At 60.3% G+C, this 17,227-nt stretch carries 17 protein-coding genes and 2 tRNA genes; 15 read left to right on the top strand and 4 right to left on the bottom strand.

Features of this window, described 5'->3' with window-relative positions; genetic code table 11:
* Positions 1 to 2 precede the first annotated feature (2 nt).
* The gene (locus VSX42_RS04345) at positions 3 to 440 is read left to right on the top strand and encodes a DUF4233 domain-containing protein (RefSeq protein ID WP_326503253.1); all 438 of its coding nucleotides are present in this window, start codon (positions 3 to 5) and stop codon (positions 438 to 440) included.
* A gap of 58 nt (positions 441 to 498) precedes the next feature.
* Positions 499 to 915 (top strand): nucleoside-diphosphate kinase, encoded by a 417-nt coding sequence (ndk, locus tag VSX42_RS04340; RefSeq protein ID WP_326503129.1) that lies wholly within the window; start codon positions 499 to 501, stop codon positions 913 to 915.
* Positions 916 to 993: 78 nt separating this feature from the next.
* On the opposite strand, the gene VSX42_RS04335 is transcribed toward ndk, so the two are convergent.
* The gene (locus VSX42_RS04335) at positions 994 to 1,620 is read right to left on the bottom strand and encodes a vitamin K epoxide reductase family protein (RefSeq protein ID WP_326503128.1); all 627 of its coding nucleotides are present in this window, start codon (positions 1,618 to 1,620) and stop codon (positions 994 to 996) included.
* 528 nt (positions 1,621 to 2,148) lie between these two features.
* On the opposite strand from VSX42_RS04335, the gene VSX42_RS04330 reads away from it, so the two are divergent.
* The 12 genes from VSX42_RS04330 to VSX42_RS04275 all read left to right on the top strand — a co-directional run bounded on the left by VSX42_RS04330 (position 2,149) and on the right by VSX42_RS04275 (position 14,100).
* Complete coding sequence (locus tag VSX42_RS04330; protein ID WP_326503127.1) at positions 2,149 to 5,277, top strand: Rne/Rng family ribonuclease; 3,129 nt, start codon at positions 2,149 to 2,151, stop codon at positions 5,275 to 5,277.
* 413 nt (positions 5,278 to 5,690) lie between these two features.
* Positions 5,691 to 6,002: a 50S ribosomal protein L21 gene (gene rplU, locus VSX42_RS04325; RefSeq protein ID WP_135013897.1), complete on the top strand. Its 312-nt coding sequence runs from the start codon at positions 5,691 to 5,693 to the stop codon at positions 6,000 to 6,002.
* Between the two features lie 53 nt (positions 6,003 to 6,055).
* Complete coding sequence (rpmA, locus tag VSX42_RS04320; RefSeq protein WP_135013898.1) at positions 6,056 to 6,313, top strand: 50S ribosomal protein L27; 258 nt, start codon at positions 6,056 to 6,058, stop codon at positions 6,311 to 6,313.
* Between the two features lie 184 nt (positions 6,314 to 6,497).
* Positions 6,498 to 8,105 (top strand): GTPase ObgE, encoded by a 1,608-nt coding sequence (gene obgE / locus VSX42_RS04315; RefSeq protein ID WP_326503126.1) that lies wholly within the window; start codon positions 6,498 to 6,500, stop codon positions 8,103 to 8,105.
* A gap of 221 nt (positions 8,106 to 8,326) precedes the next feature.
* Positions 8,327 to 9,436: a glutamate 5-kinase gene (proB, locus tag VSX42_RS04310; RefSeq protein WP_326503252.1), complete on the top strand. Its 1,110-nt coding sequence runs from the start codon at positions 8,327 to 8,329 to the stop codon at positions 9,434 to 9,436.
* A 95-nt stretch (positions 9,437 to 9,531) separates the two neighbouring features.
* The gene (locus VSX42_RS04305; protein ID WP_326503125.1) at positions 9,532 to 10,815 is read left to right on the top strand and encodes a glutamate-5-semialdehyde dehydrogenase; all 1,284 of its coding nucleotides are present in this window, start codon (positions 9,532 to 9,534) and stop codon (positions 10,813 to 10,815) included.
* Positions 10,816 to 10,948: 133 nt separating this feature from the next.
* On the top strand, positions 10,949 to 11,197 hold the full coding sequence (locus VSX42_RS04300; RefSeq protein WP_185174615.1) for a hypothetical protein: 249 nt from the start codon (positions 10,949 to 10,951) through the stop codon (positions 11,195 to 11,197).
* Between the two features lie 101 nt (positions 11,198 to 11,298).
* Positions 11,299 to 11,994 carry a nicotinate-nucleotide adenylyltransferase gene (nadD, locus tag VSX42_RS04295; RefSeq protein WP_418950765.1) on the top strand — a complete coding sequence of 232 codons (696 nt, stop codon included), beginning with the start codon at positions 11,299 to 11,301 and terminating at the stop codon, positions 11,992 to 11,994.
* Positions 11,995 to 12,086: 92 nt separating this feature from the next.
* Positions 12,087 to 13,238 (top strand): hypothetical protein, encoded by a 1,152-nt coding sequence (locus tag VSX42_RS04290; RefSeq protein WP_326503124.1) that lies wholly within the window; start codon positions 12,087 to 12,089, stop codon positions 13,236 to 13,238.
* A gap of 59 nt (positions 13,239 to 13,297) precedes the next feature.
* A complete protein-coding gene (gene rsfS, locus VSX42_RS04285) occupies positions 13,298 to 13,750 on the top strand; it encodes a ribosome silencing factor (protein ID WP_135013821.1) in 453 nt (150 codons plus the stop codon).
* Positions 13,751 to 13,950: 200 nt separating this feature from the next.
* Positions 13,951 to 14,023, top strand: a tRNA-Ala gene (locus tag VSX42_RS04280).
* A 1-nt stretch (position 14,024) separates the two neighbouring features.
* Positions 14,025 to 14,100, top strand: a tRNA-Ala gene (locus VSX42_RS04275).
* A 126-nt stretch (positions 14,101 to 14,226) separates the two neighbouring features.
* On the opposite strand, the gene VSX42_RS04270 is transcribed toward VSX42_RS04275, so the two are convergent.
* The 3 genes from VSX42_RS04270 to VSX42_RS04260 all read right to left on the bottom strand — a co-directional run bounded on the left by VSX42_RS04270 (position 14,227) and on the right by VSX42_RS04260 (position 16,380).
* Entirely contained in the window at positions 14,227 to 15,012 is a 786-nt protein-coding gene (locus tag VSX42_RS04270; protein WP_326503123.1) for a TatD family hydrolase, read from the bottom strand.
* Position 15,013: 1 nt separating this feature from the next.
* On the bottom strand, positions 15,014 to 15,817 hold the full coding sequence (locus VSX42_RS04265) for a tRNA threonylcarbamoyladenosine dehydratase (RefSeq protein WP_326503122.1): 804 nt from the start codon (positions 15,815 to 15,817) through the stop codon (positions 15,014 to 15,016).
* A 149-nt stretch (positions 15,818 to 15,966) separates the two neighbouring features.
* Positions 15,967 to 16,380 (bottom strand): hypothetical protein, encoded by a 414-nt coding sequence (locus VSX42_RS04260; RefSeq protein WP_326503121.1) that lies wholly within the window; start codon positions 16,378 to 16,380, stop codon positions 15,967 to 15,969.
* A 153-nt stretch (positions 16,381 to 16,533) separates the two neighbouring features.
* On the opposite strand from VSX42_RS04260, the gene VSX42_RS04255 reads away from it, so the two are divergent.
* On the top strand, positions 16,534 to 17,082 hold the full coding sequence (locus VSX42_RS04255; protein ID WP_326503120.1) for a GNAT family protein: 549 nt from the start codon (positions 16,534 to 16,536) through the stop codon (positions 17,080 to 17,082).
* Positions 17,083 to 17,227 lie beyond the last annotated feature (145 nt).

Below are 17,227 nucleotides of genomic sequence, written 5' to 3'. Positions count from 1 at the left end.
TGATGGCGAGAATGACACGCGCCCAGCGCGAATGGCGCCCGGGCCAGCCGAAAAAGCAGCGCTCTATCAAGGTCATGTTCACCTCGATGGTGCTCTCGCTCGAAGCCCTAGTTGCCTTCTTTGCCACCCTGGCCATCTTTGGCCACCACTTCAACGACCCCACCTGGGTCAAGGTGGTCATTTGGGCGCTGGGTCTGGCTCTGGTGGCAGCCCTGCTGGCCACCCCGGCCTTCCTGAAGAAGCCCTGGGGCTACCACCTGGGCTACGGTCTGCAGGTTGCTCTGATTCTGGTGGGCTTTGCCCTGCCCTCCATGTTCTTTGTGGGAGCGGCTTTTGCTGTGGCCTACTGGTACGGGGTCACCCGCGGTGCCCGCCTGGATGCCGAGAACGCCGTCCGCGCCAAAGAGCAGGAGGAATGGGAGAAAGCTAACCCCGCCTAGCGGGGTCTCTGATAGGGTTAGGGTGAAAACTCACCCTGACCTATCAAAGGAGATTGTCATGACCGAGCGTACCCTGATTCTGGTCAAGCCCGACGGTGTGGAGCGTAACCTCACTGGCCAGGTACTGGCCCGTTTTGAGCGTAAGGGCTACCGCATCGCTGAGTTGAAGATGCTGGTTCCCTCCCGTGAGCTGCTCGAGCAGCACTATGCGGAACACGAGGGTAAGCCCTTCTACGAGCCCCTGGTCTCTTACATGGGCTCAGGCCCTGTAGTCGCTCTCGTGCTTGAAGGCAACGGCGTGCTTGAGGGGGCCCGTACTCTCATGGGTTCCTCAAACCCCACCACCGCTGCCCCCGGCACCATCCGCGGCGACTTTGGCCGTGACTGGGGCGAGAGCGTACAGAAGAACCTGGTACACGGCTCAGACTCACTCGAGTCGGCAGAACGAGAAATCGCGCTCTGGTTCGGCGCCTAAGTACCCCGCTGATTTATTCAGATTAAAAGGCCGGGGCCCTCAGTAGGAGGGCCCCGGCCTTATGCTGTGGGGAGGGGTTTAGAACATCCCCACGATCACATCGAAGAAGCGGATAAAGATAATACCGAAAATCAAGATGTAGACCAGAATGATGGAGAACCAGGTCCAGTTGGGGGCCGCCTGACGGATGCTCTCAGAAGCTGGGATAACCCCTGCATGGATATTGCGGGTGGTAACCTTCACGAAGATTGCGGTTTGCATAATCCACACCACCATGCAGAAGAGGCAGAGGGCGTTGATATCGAAGGTGGTGTTGTACCAGAGCCAGAGCACAAAGGCCATGGCCAGGGTATGGCCAACCTGCATGGCTATCCAGTACCAGCGGGCGAAGGACGCCCCGGCAATCAGGGCGGTAGCGATAGCCAGCACGATAGCGTAACCGGCGATACCGATAAAGGGGTTGGGGAAGCCGAAGGCTTCAGCCTGCCAGGTACGCATGACGGTACCACAGTTGAGCAGGGCATTGATATCGCAGACCGACCGGTGGGCGGCGTCCATGTAAATCTGCAGGCGCTCGTAGACCAGCATAGCGGTGGATCCGAAGGCCAGTAGGCCGGGAATGAGGGTGAACCAGCCGAGCCTGCGATCGAGCTGGGCCTGGCTGATACCGCTCTCAGTATCGGGGGTGTTCACGGGGGTAGGCACAGTGAATCCTTAGGCTGTATAAAACTTTCTTTCCCCATACTACGGGGCAGGCTCCAAGCCCGCCCGGTTTTGCGGGGTGGGGCAGGTTTTCTTTACTAAGTTCCCAGGTAAGGACGCCCGGGGCGGGCTGCTTTGGGCAGGGCGGCTCGGGGTGGGGTAAGTTCGGTTCTAGATGGGGTGAAAAGAGCCCGGGTGTGAGAGAATGGGGGTGGTAGTGTGCCGCCCGCACGCGGTAGCACTACCCAGCAGGCACCCCGAAACGGCCGGTGACGCACTGCCTACCCGCAGGCGTCCTTACCGTCAAGCCCCATCAAGTGCAGCCCTAGCGCTGCCTCGGGTTGTTGCCGCTGGCCCGGTTCCCCTCGGCATGGAGCACAGAAGCCTTGACCTGCCGAGTATGCCAAGGAGCCCACGGTTGAGCCGGGTAGTCAAGGATTTCGGCGGACCACCCTCAGGGTAGGGATCGTCGACTACAGGCAAGACCACTGGTGCGGCAGGGGCATATGAACACAAGGAGAGTGAACGCTGATGAGCAGCGAACAGTCCGAGGTTGTAGAAAACCTCGAAGAAACCCAGGCTGCAGAAGCTACCGCAGCCACTGAACAGGTTGCCGAAGTAAGCACCGAGGTCGAAAAGGCCCAGGCCAAGGGCCCCGAAGCGAAGGCCATTACACAGGCTGGAGAAACCACCGAAGAGGCAGCAGAAACTGAGACAGAGCTTGCAGACGCTGAAACCGAGGAAGCCCCTGCCGAAACCGTTGAAGAGCCTACCGCTCCTCAGAAGAGCCTGCGCGAGCTCAAAGAAGAAGAGCTAGCCCAGGTCAACGCGGCTGTGAGCTCAAACAACCTGCTCTTCTACTCGCCGAACATGGACGAAATCATGGAGCAGCTGCGGGCCGAAAAGGAAGCCCGCCGCGAGGCCGAAGAAGCTGAGCGCCGTGAGCGTCGCCTGGCTGACTTAGACCCCGAAATCACCTCCCACCGCCGCCGTCGCCGCCGCCGCGGGGACGCTGATTTCGAATTTGAGGGCGGTACCGAGGGCGATCCTGAGGACACCATTGTTAAGGTGCGTGCCCCCCGCCTGTCTGACTCCCACAGCACCAACCGGGTTACCGGCGTCCGCGGCTCAACCCGCCTGGAAGCCAAGCGCATTCGCCGCCGCGAAACCCGCGCCACTGGCCGCCGCCGCCAGATCATTACCGAAGCTGAGTTCCTGGCCCGCCGCGAGTCCGTCGACCGCCAGATGCTGGTTCGCCAGAAAGACGACCGCATCCAGATTGGCGTGCTCGAAGACGGCGTACTGGCTGAGCACTTTGTCTCCAAGACCCAGCAGGACTCCCTAATCGGCAACGTCTACCTGGGCAAGGTCCAGAACGTTCTGCCTTCCATGGAAGCTGCCTTCGTCGATATTGGCCGCGGCCGCAACGCCGTGCTCTACGCCGGCGAAGTGAACTGGGACGTCACCGGCCTCGACGGTGCCCCCCGCAAGATCGAAAACGCCCTCAAGGCAGGCGACTCAGTACTCGTGCAGGTCACCAAAGACCCCGTCGGCCACAAGGGCGCCCGCCTGACCAGCCAGGTCTCCCTGCCCGGCCGCTACCTGGTCTACGTACCCGGCGGCTCCATGACCGGCATCTCCCGCAAACTGCCCGACGTTGAGCGTCAGCGCCTGAAGAAGATCCTCAAGGATCGCCTGCCCGAGGACGCAGGCGTCATCGTCCGAACCGCCGCAGAAGGTGCCAGCGAAGAAGAGCTGAGCAACGACATCAACCGCCTGCGCGTGCAGTGGGAAGAAATCAAGGCCAAGAGCGAATCCCGCAAGGTGCTGGCCCCCGAACTGCTCTACCAGGAACCCGACCTGACCATCAAGACCGTGCGCGATGTCTTCAACGAAGACTTCACCTCCATGATGGTGCAGGGCACCGACGCCTGGGACTCCATCGAAGCCTACGTCACCTACGTTGCCCCCGACCTGCTGGACCGCCTGAAGAAGTGGGAAGAGGATGATGACCTCTTCGACCACTACCGCATCGAAGAACAGCTGGCCAAGGCCCTGGACCGCAAGGTCTACCTGCCCTCCGGCGGCTCCCTGGTCATCGACCGCACCGAAGCTATGACCGTGGTGGACGTGAACACCGGCAAGTTCACCGGCTCCGGTGGTAACCTCGAAGAAACCGTCACTAAGAACAACCTCGAAGCGGCCGAAGAAATCGTGCGCCAGCTGCGCCTGCGCGACATCGGCGGCATCGTGGTCATCGACTTCATCGACATGGTGCTCGAATCTAACCGCGACCTGGTACTCCGCCGCTTGGTAGAGTGCCTGGGCCGTGACCGCACCAAGCACCAGGTTGCCGAAGTAACCTCCTTGGGGCTGGTGCAGATGACCCGAAAGCGCATGGGTACCGGCCTGCTCGAAGTCTTCTCCGAACCCTGTGAAGCCTGCGCCGGCCGCGGTATCCTCGTGCACGACCAGCCCCTGAAAGGCCGCTCCGGTGGCGCTAGCGACTTCATCCACCGCGCCGAACGCGATGACCGCAAGCGCTATCGTAACCAGAAGACCCAGAACCGTCGCGACTTCACCGAGGTTGACGAAGAGACCGAGCAGAAGACCGAGGCCCGTAAGGCTGCCCTGGCCAACATCGTTGCCGCCAGTGCCCACCACGAGGACGAGCAGGAAGAAACCGAGTCAAAGTCAGCCCGCAAGCGCAAGCGCCGCAAGCGCAACCGCCGCGCCGAGGCCGGCCTGGAGCTGGAAAACCAGCAGAACCAGGACGTCCGCGGCGAGCAGGTGCTCACCATCGGCGACGAGGTCATTGAGCTGCCCACCGGGGCGGACGCCGAAACCGAAGAGAGCATGGGGGAGCAGGGCTCCTTCACCCTCGAATCTTTGGCTGCCGTCTTTGACACTGATGGCAACGCTGAGAAGGAGGCCGAAGGGCCTTCCGAGGAGCGATCAAAGGGCCGTCACCAGTCCAAGCGCCGGGGCGGTAAGAAGCGCGAAGAGATTTCAGCAGATGACTTCTCAGCCAACTCCGACGCGTCTATGGACGTAGACCCCGAAGTTGACTCCCGCTTCACCCAGAACTCATCCCGACTCGACGCCATCCGCGCAGGCGAAGCCCGTGCCCGAGCCTCCCAGAAGGCCGGACGCGACTACGAACCTCGTGACGGCGAAGAATCAGCTACCTCAGGTGAGCGCTCTGGCCGGAACGACCGAGCCGGCCGTGCAGACCGCACCGACCGCCGCGGCACCCGAAACCAGGACGAATCAGGTAAGGGCCGCACCCGCAAGCCCCGCCGCGCCTCAAGCTCCGACGTCAAGTACGTCGCCCCCATCGAGGTCGTAGCAGACCCGGCCGTCACTGGTGTCGCCACCCCTGGCAAGAAGGTCGAAGCACCCAGCGAAACCCCCGCCGAAGCGTCCGCCCCCTCAGCTGCCGCAAGCGAAGCGCCCCGCAAGAAGCGCCGCTCCCGCCGCGCCGTCAGCTCAGGTGCAGGCTCCACCGAGGTACGCACCGAAGAGGTCCAGGCCGCAACCGGTAGCTCCGTAGTCGCCAGCATCGACCAGGTTACTAAGCCCGCCGCATCCAGTGATGACGCCCCCGTCATGCTCGGCGTCGGCGTCTCAGCAGCAGATATCAAGCGGGCCGGTAAGTAAGAAGGTAATGATAGGTGAATCAGGCTCGCAGCGAAGCTGCTGGCTCGGCGGCTGGCGTGAATCGCTTGTGAGCGAAGCGAACCAGCGAGAGGGGCGGCAGCGAGCGCGAGCCTGATTCACCGTCGCCCATACCCCTTACTGCACCCTGAGGGGTTCACCACATATCTTGCTCAGCACCGACTCACCACGTAGACTGGTGAGTCGGTGCTGTTTCCACAAGCAAGCGTTAGCGTGGACTCAGCTAGGCATATTCCACCCGGGATAAGGCCACACCATCTCAAAACGACAGAACCTGAAACCGCCCGGTGCACACTGAGCAAACCGGGTCACCACCTTGCTGTTGAGCCCGAGTTCCTTTCAGGAAGATTCGTTTTGAACCATTAAAATGACGTCAAGAAGAAGTGAGTTCCCAAGTGGCATACGCAATTGTCCGCGCTGGCGGCCGCCAGGAAAAGGTCTCAGTTGGAGACCTGGTTACCCTTGACCGCGTCGCTGGCGAGCCCGGTAGCACCATTGAGCTGCCCGTGCTGATGCTGGTTGACGGCGACAAGGTCACCGTTGATGCAAAGTCCCTGGCTTCAGCCAAGGTCACCGCAGAAAAGATTGAAGACCTCCGCGGTCCCAAGATCGTTATTCAGAAGTACAAGAACAAGACCGGTTACAAGAAGCGTCAAGGCTTCCGCGCCGAACTGACCACCGTTAAGATCACCGCGATCAACGCTTAAGTTCAGCTTAGACTGGTTTTATCCCAACATTCTTTGACCTAAGGTAGGCATCAATGGCACATAAGAAGGGCGCAAGCTCCACCCGTAACGGCCGTGACTCAAACCCCCAGTACCTCGGTGTTAAGCGCTACGGCGGCGAGACCGTCAACGCAGGCGAAATCCTCGTTCGTCAGCGCGGCACCCACTTCCACCCCGGCAACAACGTAGGCCGCGGTGGCGACGACACCCTGTTCGCTCTGGCAGCAGGCAAGGTCGAATTCGGTACCCGCAAGGGCCGCAAGGTAGTCAACATCCTTGCAGCCGCTGAGTAAGGTCTAATCACCTCACCTCAGTAGAAGGGCGATTACGGGGTAACTCGTAATCGCCCTTTTGCGTACCTCGCCTCCGTAAAGCCGCCCCGCGGGCGTCCGCTCGTAAACCAGAGGGGGACCGGCACCGGGGCGACCCTGTAGACTAGATAACCAAACCAAACTTTTTTTGAAGGAGCTTGCACTCGTGGCAGAATTTGTAGATCGCGTGGTCCTACACGTAACCGGTGGGCACGGTGGGCACGGCTGTGTCTCGGTTCGCCGTGAGAAGTTTAAGCCCCTCGGCGGCCCTAACGGTGGTAACGGCGGTAAGGGCGGCGACGTTATCCTGCGCGTAGACGCCCAGACCACCACCCTGCTCGAATACCACCACAGCCCCCACCAGAGCGCTCCTAACGGCGACATCGGGCGTGGCGACATGTCCCACGGCTTCAACGGCCAAGATCTGATTCTGCCCGTACCTCAGGGCACCGTGGTCAAGGACCGCGACGGCAACGTGCTGGCCGACCTGGTGCGCATCGGTGACGAATTCGTTGCAGCTGAAGGCGGTATCGGCGGTAAGGGCAACGCTGCCCTTGCCTCCACCAAGCGCAAGGCCCCCGGCTTTGCCCTGCTCGGTATTCCCGGTTCAACCCGCGATATCGTGCTGGAACTCAAGTCCATCGCAGATATCGCCCTAGTGGGCTACCCCTCAGCCGGTAAGTCCTCCCTCATTGCAGCAATTTCAGCTGCCCGCCCCAAGATCGCTGACTACCCCTTCACCACACTGATTCCCAACCTGGGTGTGGTGCAGGCTGGCGATACCCGCTATACCGTAGCCGACGTTCCCGGCCTAATTGAAGGCGCCTCCGAAGGTAAGGGCCTGGGCCACCGCTTCCTGCGCCACGTGGAACGCTCCAGCGCCCTGGTGCACGTCATTGACTGCGCCACCCTAGAGCCCAACCGCGACCCCATCAGCGACTTCGACGTGATTCGTGGGGAACTTGAAAACTACGAGGTTGACCCCACCGCCGGCGTCACTGTGCCCCTCAACGAGCGCCCCCAGATTATCGTGCTCAACAAGATTGACGTGCCCGAAGCGCGCGAGCTGGCTGAGTTCGTCCGCCCCATGTTTGAAGAGCGCGGCTACCGGGTCTTTGAAATCTCAACGGCCTCCCACGAGGGCCTTAAGCAGCTGACCTTTGCCATGGCAGAGCTGGTTGAAGCTGACCGCAAGGCCCGCAAGAAGAGCAAGAGCGCCCCCGCAGAAGACGTTGCCGTGGTCAAGCCCAAGGGCTTCCGCTCCAAGAAGCGCCAGGAATTCATCATCCGCAAGGAAGAGCGCAACCTTGAGCCCCTCTTCCGCGTGATCGGTGAGAAGCCCGAGCGCTGGATCAAGCAGACCGACTTCAACAACGACGAAGCCGTGGGCTACCTGGCTGACCGCCTCAACCGCCTGGGCGTTGAAGATGAGCTCTTCAAGGCCGGTGCTGTTGCCGGTGACGCCGTAGTGATCGGTGAAGAAGTGGATGCCGTGGTCTTTGACTGGGAGCCCACCATGGTTGGCGGTGCCGAGCTGCTCTCATCCCCTCGCGGTACCGACGCCCGCCTTGAGGAAATCATTCGCCCCACCCGCGCCCAGCGCAAGGCTGAGTTCCACGAGCGCATGGACGCCAAGGCTGAGGCCCGTGCCGAGCTTGAGGCTGAGCGCGTGGCGGGTATCTGGACCGAGTCTGTCGACGAGGCCCGCGCCGCCAAGGCCAGGGCAGCTAAGGCTGAAAAGCGGGCTGCCAAGCGCGCGGCGGAGGAAGAATAAGTTGCGAGTTGGTTAGAGCACATTAGTTCGCTCTACTAGTGTTTCATTATGTGTCAGTAGTCGCCCCGGGTAGTGTTCCCGGGGCGACTCTGCTGTATATTCATAGAAGCTAAAGTTGACACTTTAAGGGAGCTAATCAATTGGATTTGAAGGACGCTTTCCAGGCCAGCGCCGAGTCACGCGGCAAGCACCGCCGCAGCCCCATCATCGAACGCTCCGACATGCCACGGGCTAAGCGGATCGTGGTGAAGGTTGGCTCTTCGTCCCTGACCTCCATCGAAAACTCCCTGGATGAGCTGGCCATTGCCACTATCTCCGATGTGCTGGCTAAGAAGAAAAAAGAGCACCCCTCAATCGAGCTGGTCTTTGTGTCCTCCGGTGCTATTGCAGCTGGCCTGGCTCCGCTGGGCCTATCGCGCCGTCCTAAAGATCTGGCAACCCAGCAGGCGGCGGCGTCCGTCGGCCAGTCCCTGCTGATGAGCCGCTACACCGATATCTTTACCCGCTATGGCGTTACCGTCTCCCAGGTACTGCTGACCGCCGAAGACCTCATGGCCCGGGACCGCTACCAGAACGCCCACCGCCAGCTAGAGCGCCTACTCGATTTGGGGGTCATGCCCATTATCAACGAGAACGATGCGGTAGCCACCCGTGAAATCCGTTTCGGCGATAACGACCGAATTGCGGCCCTCGTGGCCCACACCGTCAAGGCTGACGCCCTGTTGCTGCTCTCAGATGTTGATGCTCTTTATACTCGCCACCCGGACGAGGGTGGCGAGCGAGTAGGTAGTGTGCGTGATGCGTCTGAGCTAGCTGATATGTCCATCGGTTCGGTGGGTGCCGCCGGGGTTGGCTCCGGCGGCATGGTCACAAAGGTGAAGGCTGCTCAGGTGGCGGCGGCGTCCGGAATTCCTGCCCTGGTGACCAGCGCGGCAAATGCTCGCGCGGCTTTTGCCGGTGAGGACGTCGGCACCTGGTTCTACGCCACCGGCGAGCGCCGCCCGGTGCAGACCCTTTGGCTGGAGCACCTGGCCGATATTGAGGGCTCAATTACCGTGGATGCGGGTGCTGCTGCTGCCCTGCGCCGCCGCCGTTCTCTGCTGGCAGCCGGTGTGCTGGGCGTACAGGGCTCCTTTGAGGGCGGTAGCCCCGTGGCGATTGTTGATGAGGGCGGCGAGGTGCTGGCTCATGCCCTGAGTTCTTATACTGCCGGTGAGACCGCCCAGATGGTGGGTCTGCACACCGAGCAGATTCAGCGAACTATGGGGGAGACCTACGACGGTACGGTAGCGCACGCCGATAATATTGCGCTGGTGGCCCCCTCCCAGTAGTAATCACCGGCCCCCAGTAATACTGGGCCCTTGCGCGGGTGCGCCGGTAGGATAGTTTCAAGGTTGTTCAAACCCCTATACATAAGGAGATGCTCATGGGCGAGCAGGTACACGTGAGTGACGATGTGATGCGGCAGGTCACCGATATGGCGGTGGATGCCCGTATCGCCTCCCGCCGTCTGGCCAAGGCCGATACCCGGTGGAAGAACCGGGCCCTGCTGGCCGTGGCGGATTCCCTGGAAAAGCATTCGGCGGTGATTATCGAGCAGAACGCCCAGGATCTTGAACGGGAGCGGGAAGCCGGTATGAGCGAAGCCATGCTGGACCGCCTGCGCTTGACCGAGCACCGGGTAGTTGAGCTTGCGGACGCCCTGCGTGAGCTGGTTGCCCTGCCCGACCCGGTGGGGGAGCTGGTGCGTGGTTCAACCCTGCCGAACGGCCTGCGGATGCAGCAGGTGCGGGTGCCCCTGGGTGTGGTGGGCGCTATCTATGAGGCCCGCCCCAACGTAACGGTTGATATCGCTGGCCTAGCTATTAAGGCCGGTAATGCGGTGATGCTGCGCGGTGGTTCAGCTGCTGCCAAGAGCAACCAGGTGATTGTTCGTATTATCCGCGATGCCCTGCACGCTACCGGCCTGCCGATTGACTCGGTGCAGTCGGTGGACGAGTTTGGCCGTGAGGGCGCTGCTGCCCTGATGCTGGCCCGCGGTCACATAGATGTGCTGATTCCCCGCGGCGGGCACAGCCTGATTCAGTCAGTGGTGCAGAACGCTAAGGTGCCGGTGATTGAGACCGGCGAGGGCAACTGCCACATCTTCCTCGATGTTACCGCCGACCCGGAAAAATCTGCTGAGATTCTGGTCAACGCCAAGACCCAGCGGCCCGGTACCTGCAATACCGTAGAAACCCTGCTCCTGGCCGAGGGTGCGGAAGCCGCCCCGGGCGTCCTTGCAGCCCTGGTCAAGGCCGGGGTGACCCTGCATACGGACGCCACCACCCGCGCCATCCTGCCCGAGGGCGTAGATGCGGTAGAGGCAACCGAGGAGGACTGGGCAACCGAATACGGCTCTCTAGACCTGGCGGTGAAGACCGTGCCCGATGTGCGCGCCGCTATCGCCCATATTCGCGAATACTCCACCGGCCACTCCGAGGCGATTCTGACCAACGACATCGCCAATGCCGAGAAATTTATTCGCGACGTTGACTCCGCGGCAGTGTACGTGAACGCCTCAACCCGGTTTACGGACGGCGGCCAGTTCGGCCTGGGCGCTGAGGTCGGCATCTCGACCCAGAAACTGCACGCCCGCGGCCCCATGGGCCTAGAACAGCTCACCACCACCAAGTGGATTGTTCGCGGCGACTGGCACAGCCGCGACTAAAAGCAGAAAAATCGCACCTGCTACCGGGTAAAGTCCCGCTCATAGAGCGCGAAACCCGGTAGCATGGTAATAAACCCATACTTGACCGCACTGGCGCGGCCACACACCGCCCAGCCTCGAAAGGTACACACACATGTTCTCATCTGTACTTGCATCAGGCGCCACCGTACTTGCCTCAGAAGAAGGTAGCCACCAGCTCGAACTACTCGGCATGCCCACCTACTGGTTCGCCATCATCGGCTTCATTGTCTTCGGTATTCTCTTCCTCATTACCATCTCATTCTCAGGCCGCGGCGTTGTACGCCCCGACCACGCAGCAGACCACCTCTCCCACGAAGAGACCGAGGCCCTGCGCGACTACCAGAGCAAGCACAAGCGTTAAACTTTTCTCCACCACACTTCGGCGCGGTGCCCGCACCACCCCGGTAACCGGGGGAGCGGGCCCGCGCCGAAGCCGTACATACAAAAGCGAGCAGGAGACCCGTGATTCGTCCCGCCCATGAAATCCGACGTGAGCTCGGTATCCCCGAACCCGACCCCGCCACCACCCGCGTGGGGGTCATGGGTGGCACCTTCGACCCCATTCACCACGGGCACCTGGTTGCAGCCAGCGAAGTCGCTGCTGTGCTCAGCCTCGACGAAGTAATTTTCGTGCCCACAGGTAACCCCTGGCAGAAGGCCAACAAACAGGTCACCGCCCCCGAGCACCGCTACCTAATGACGGTGATTGCCACCGCTTCCAACCCCCGCTTCACCGTGAGCCGGGTCGACATTGACCGCCAGGGTCCCACCTTCACCATCGACACCCTCACCGACCTGCGAGCCGAGCGCCCCAACGACGAGCTCTTCTTCATCACCGGTGCCGACGCCATGAGCCAAATTACCACCTGGAAGGACGCCCACAAGATGTGGGACCTCGCCACCTTCGTGGCGGTCACCCGCCCCGGCCACGAACTGACCGTGCCCGAAGAAGCGCAGGGGCGCGTCCGTGTCATTGAGATTCCGGCTATGGCCATCTCATCGACCGACATCCGCGACCGGGCTCGCAATGACCTGCCTGTCTGGTACCTGGTACCCGACGGGGTAGTGCAGTACATCCACAAATACCACCTCTACATCGGCGACGACACAGGCACCCCGGGCGGCGGCTACGTAGCTGGCCTGCCCCGGTTGAAATAAAACCAAAGACCACCTCAGCTAAGAACCTTCACCACCTGTCTGGCTTGGTAGCATTAACCACAAGAACCAGGCATCCCACTCAAGGAAACACTGTGAGCACACGACCCGATCAGGCCGCGGACGGCCAGAACGATGAGACACCCGCCTACCTCACCGAAAGCTACGTCACAGAGGACGGGCTAGAAATCCCGCCCCCGACCCGTCCCATGGGCCCGCGCCGTCTGAGCCGCTACTACGAAGAGGTTGCTGAATACCTGCGCGCCATGCAGCGGGGGGACGAAGAGCTGCCCGAGGTGCCCATGTTTATGGGGGCCCTCGAGGGTGTAGAGGTAGAGCAGGACGCAGCCCGCTCCCTGGTTGACCTGTCGCAGATGGGCAGCATCAGCACCGGTGAGGGCGAGAAACTCGACGTTGATTTCGACAGCACCCGTGCCACTGTGGTCGAAGACCCCCTGGCCCACATTGACCGGCAGGTTCTCGGCGCTGACTACTCCGAGCAGGCTGAAGCTACCGAGCAGGTAGACTTCGCCGCTGCCGCTGGCGAAATCACCGGTGAAAGTGATTTCGTGAGCGTTGATGAGCTGCAGGTAGAAGAGCCTGAGGCTGAGGAACCCGTCGTCACCACAAATCCTGAGGCGATTGCCGCTATCATCGCCCGCGCCCAGGCCAAGGACGATAAATATAGGGCGACCCACCCCGAAGAAGAAGCCGAAGAGGATTTAGCCGAAGATAACCAGAGTGGGCCCGTTACCGAGCTCTTCACCGCCGGCCAGCACACCCCGGACCTGCCCGCCCCCGTCCGCGCGGTCGATGCTCAGGGCCTTGACCTCACTGAAATCGACAGCGCCGATGTGACTGACCCAGCCGCTAGCACCCTAGCCAGTGATAGCACCGGTGCGGTAGACTCTGATAGTTCTGAAGAAACTGCCGAGGCCCCCGAAGGGTACACCTACGAGCCGCAGGCAGAAGAGGACGAAGAGACCACCGAGTCTGCACCTGAACCCCCGGCGGTGGCCCCCGGCCCCGACCAGGAAGAAGGCGCTCAGCGCTTCAACTTCGCAGGCACTGTCAAACAGACGGACGAAGCCACCTCCGGCGACCTTGCCGAAGTGGAACAAGAAGCAGCGGCAACCTACAGCCCAGAAACATCAGAAGGGCGATTCAGCGGCGCAATCGTAGCCATCGTGGGCCTCCTGCTTCTCGTGCTTGTGCTGGCCACCGTGTGGTTCCTTTTCTTCAGTTAAAGATTTAGTTGAATGAGACCCCAAAAGGTTTGGGGAATGATTTGCTCGGAAAGGGCGAAATGACTGCAGCTGCAGAGTCTATTGAAGCGTTGAAGGTAGCCGCACGCGCGGCCGACGACATGCAGGGTACTAACCTGCTGGCTGTCGACGCTTCTGACATTATGGGTTTGATTGACGGCTTCTTGGTTGTCTCAGCCCACAACGAACGCCTGGTCAACGCCATTGTTGATGAGGTTGAAGATAAGCTCCGTGAAGAACTGGGCCTCAAGCCCCTGCGTCGCGAAGGCCGCGCAGAGGGCCGCTGGGTGCTCCTGGACTTTGGCGACATCGTGGTACACGTACAGCACGAAGAAGACCGCGCCTTCTACGCCCTTGACCGTCTCTGGGGCGACGCCCCCCGCATCGACCTGGGCCTAGACAGCGAAGCCGGTGCTGTCGATACCGAAGGCGCCGAAGCTGACTTCGAGATCATCACTCCCGAAGCGGATCTGATGAACCAGCGCGAAGACTAGATTCTTCTGTGAGGACGCCTCACCCGCCTTCCCGATATCGGGGGAGTAGGGTTGGGCGTCCTTTCGTTAACAGGGAATGAACAGCCCGTGAATATTATGTGATGCAGTTCATAGGTGCTGGTGGGTTCTCGATTTGCATGAGCCCTTGTGGGTGCCATAAGATAGAACAGTCGCCGCGAGAGCGGGGGATAAAAGAATAAGGGGCTATGGCGCAGTTGGTAGCGCGTCTGCATGGCATGCAGAAGGTCAGGGGTTCGAATCCCCTTAGCTCCACGGGGGTATGGCGCAGTTGGTAGCGCGTCTGCATGGCATGCAGAAGGTCAGGGGTTCGAATCCCCTTACCTCCACCACCAAGACCGCTTCTGTTCGATAGATTGACAGAGACGGTCTTTTTGTATGCACTTTTTCAGCAGTAGGGACCAGAAAAATCGCTATTGTATGTGTGAAGACCAAGGAATATGAGAGAGAACTGGTCCCTAGGAGTAGAGGCGCCTCTGATTCTCTAACAGAATGGGGGCAAAGTCCTCGCCGCGCTCAGCCGAAATGCGCTCGACCAGGCGGCGCAGGCGTCCGCCCACACCCTGCGCAAAAAGCTGGACGTCAAGCGCATCGGTAGGTTGCTCGGGTAGGTCCGTCTCCAAAAGCAGGCGGTCTGCGGGCACCTGACGGATGTACGCCCGTCCGCGCTTGCTCTCAACCATCTGCGGATGAACCGAAATGCACCCACCTGCCCTCACCAGCCGGGTCAGCTCGTCACACGTTCCCCCAAACCGGTGAACCACCGGAACGATAGGGGAGCTGGGCACATCAAGCTCCTCACAAAGATCAAGTAGCGCAGTTGTTGCGCGGACGGCGTGCACAGACAGCACATAGGGCTTCTCAGCCGGTAGCCCCTCGGCAGCCTGGAGAACCGCACGCACAATGCGGCGTAGGACCTCTACCTGCAGGTCAGCAGGGGAGGCCTCCAGACGGCGGGGCAGAAAATCTAAACCAATCTCACCAATCAGCCGGGTGCTCGTCACCTCAGCCTCAAAAATCTCAAGCTCATCCTCAACCTGGGCAGGCGAAGCTACCTGCCAGGGGTGAAAACCAAGAGATAGCAGGGGAGCAGCCGAGTCAGCCACCTGCCGGAGCTCCCGGTAGGCTGAGGGTTTAAGGGTCTGGGCAACCACCTGGACGCCTTGGGCCCGCAGCGCCTCGTCAAATGCTGGCCGAAGCGCCGGGGCCAGGAAGTCATAGTGAAAGTGGGTATCGAGCAGCATGCTAGCGGGGTTGCGTCAGGCGCTGATCTGCGGCGTCCTTCTCTTCCACCTGGCAACCCAGGTAGGGAGGTGCCGGGATCTCTTCCATGCCGGACAGCTGGCGAATCACCTTACCCGCCAACATCTGCCCCATAATCGGGGGCATATAGCTCATCGACCCCAGAGTCTCACCCTTAGCCTTTGCACCCGGGGCCTTCTCCACCTTGAAGGGCAACTCGGTGGAAAAGAGCACCTCAAGCCCGTAAATCTGGTGCTTGCGGCACTCAGCGCGAACCACCTTCGACATAGAACAGTTGTAGGTGCGGCGGATATTAGCGAACTGGAGCATGGTCGGGTCAAGGCGGTTCGCCGCGCCCATGGATGCTACCAGGTTCAGGCCCCGCTCGGCAGCCCACTGGTAGACGGCCAGCTTCTGGGTGATGGTGTCGATGCAGTCAATGACGTAGTCGGGGCGGGGGAACTTATCCAGGGTCTCAGCCAGGTTATCGGGGGTGAGAAAGACCCGCTCGGCGGTAACGGTGCAGTCGGGTTGAATCTCCTTAATCATGCCTTCCATGACCTCGGCCTTAACCTTACCCAGGGTGGAGGTAAAGGCCAGGGCCTGCCGGTTGATGTTGCTTTCTTCAACCACGTCGCGGTCCAGCACAATCAGGTTGCCCACACCGCCGCGGGCCAGTGCCTCAGCGCAGGCTGAACCAACGCCGCCAAGACCCAGCACCATGACGGTGGCGTCCTGGAGTTTCTGCAGGCCCTCGTTCTTAAAAAGTAGCCTCAACCGGGCAAAACGTTCGCTCTCAACACCCACGGGGTCTCCTCGAAAAGTCAGTGTGTCTAACCTGGTCATTATGCCATATGGGTGGGGTTAGAGCGTGTGCTTCAGTAATGCTTGTTCTGCTTTAGCTACAGTTTGAGTAAGCGTCCTGTGAGAACGGCCGTGCAAAAGATCAAAGGCTACTATCTGGAGCGGGTCGGAGGCACGCAAAATGCGTGGCGTTCTGCCAGCAGATGGGAAAAAGGCTCTACTGGGGTTGCTTGAATCTCGTCAAGAAGGGCCGCAAGCACTTTTGGGTCACCACTACCCGCCGGGTGAGGCTTACCTCGTAAGCGAATAGTAGGGACGGCTACGATACCGTCCTGTTCTATAGCAGGCCCTGCCGATCGGGGTAGGGCGAATGAAAACTCGGGTAGGGCGTCTACGAGTTGCTGTTTCTTGATGAGGGTGCGGGCGGTATCACTATCGCGCGCAATACGGATAGCCACGTGTTCTGTGAGCGCAACTATGGAGCTTGTACCTACCTGAAGAATTTCAAGGAGTCGCTCACCGGGAGCTGCACGCTCAGTGAGGGTCTGGATGATTTCATGGGTCAACTGGTGCTGCTGGGGCTGAGGTCTGTGCATAGTTGATATGGAGTGAGATGACGGGGGCTGGATCTACTGCTTGCTCCTTACAGTAGCATTGAGATATGTGAATCTGATTGTCTAGTACCATCTAGAGATGTTTCTTTGAAAGGCGAGAGCGCAATGAACACTGAACCCATTTCATTGGTGCGAATTGACCCTGTTATCAATAGAGAAGAGATGATAGCTTTTCTGACCGGGCACGAGTGGCCATACCACATGGCTCCCATTGTGTCCCGCCAGCAGGTTGAAGAAGCGCTCGATTCTGGAGCTTTTCAGAACGAGGAACGCGATTCTTACTGGATTGAATACTCTGAGCACGGTCGTATCGGCTACATTCGTTTCGAGGACCTGTGCGATGACACCCCGGTATTCGATCTACGACTAGCCTCCCAGTGGCAAGGACGAGGGTTCGGAGTAGACGTACTTAACGCAGCTACATCATGGATTTTTGAGCAAAAACCAAGGATTCATCGTTTTGAAGGGCAGACTCGGGACGATAACCTTGCTATGCGCCACACCTTTCTTAAAGCTGGTTGGGTTAAGGAAGCCTATTATCGCCAAGGCTGGCCGGTAGAAGGCGCCGAGCCGCGCGCGTCCGTCGCCTATGCAATTCTGCGCAGTGATTGGGAGACAAATACTACAACTCCTGTACCTTGGGAGGAACTTTAGCGACGCCCGATGCTTACTTGCCCCTGTACCTGTTCAAAGTTCTACATCGCAAGTAGGTAGTACAAGCACGTCCAAAGATTGGTGGTACGCGAAAGTGGGGGGGTAGACAGTTGGGGGGGGGGCGAAGAGAGAAGGGAGAGAGGAT

The sequence above is a fragment of the Rothia nasimurium genome (genome assembly GCF_035916755.1).
In the GTDB taxonomy this organism is placed as follows: domain Bacteria; phylum Actinomycetota; class Actinomycetes; order Actinomycetales; family Micrococcaceae; genus Rothia.
The sequence above is the reverse complement of the archived record's forward strand: the minus strand, read 5'-3'. Positions and strand labels throughout refer to the sequence as shown.

What these genes read in the sequence shown, in the direction of transcription:
- VSX42_RS04345 (WP_326503253.1), top strand. Translation starts at nt 3, where the DNA reads ATGGCGAGAATGACACGCGCCCAGCGCGAATGGCGCCCGGGCCAGCCG.
- ndk (WP_326503129.1), top strand. Translation starts at nt 499, where the DNA reads ATGACCGAGCGTACCCTGATTCTGGTCAAGCCCGACGGTGTGGAGCGT.
- VSX42_RS04330 (WP_326503127.1), top strand. Translation starts at nt 2,149, where the DNA reads ATGAGCAGCGAACAGTCCGAGGTTGTAGAAAACCTCGAAGAAACCCAG.
- rpmA (WP_135013898.1), top strand. Translation starts at nt 6,056, where the DNA reads ATGGCACATAAGAAGGGCGCAAGCTCCACCCGTAACGGCCGTGACTCA.
- proB (WP_326503252.1), top strand. Translation starts at nt 8,327, where the DNA reads ATGCCACGGGCTAAGCGGATCGTGGTGAAGGTTGGCTCTTCGTCCCTG.
- VSX42_RS04305 (WP_326503125.1), top strand. Translation starts at nt 9,532, where the DNA reads ATGGGCGAGCAGGTACACGTGAGTGACGATGTGATGCGGCAGGTCACC.
- VSX42_RS04300 (WP_185174615.1), top strand. Translation starts at nt 10,949, where the DNA reads ATGTTCTCATCTGTACTTGCATCAGGCGCCACCGTACTTGCCTCAGAA.
- rsfS (WP_135013821.1), top strand. Translation starts at nt 13,298, where the DNA reads ATGACTGCAGCTGCAGAGTCTATTGAAGCGTTGAAGGTAGCCGCACGC.
- VSX42_RS04270 (WP_326503123.1), bottom strand. Translation starts at nt 15,012, where the DNA reads ATGCTGCTCGATACCCACTTTCACTATGACTTCCTGGCCCCGGCGCTT.
- VSX42_RS04255 (WP_326503120.1), top strand. Translation starts at nt 16,534, where the DNA reads ATGAACACTGAACCCATTTCATTGGTGCGAATTGACCCTGTTATCAAT.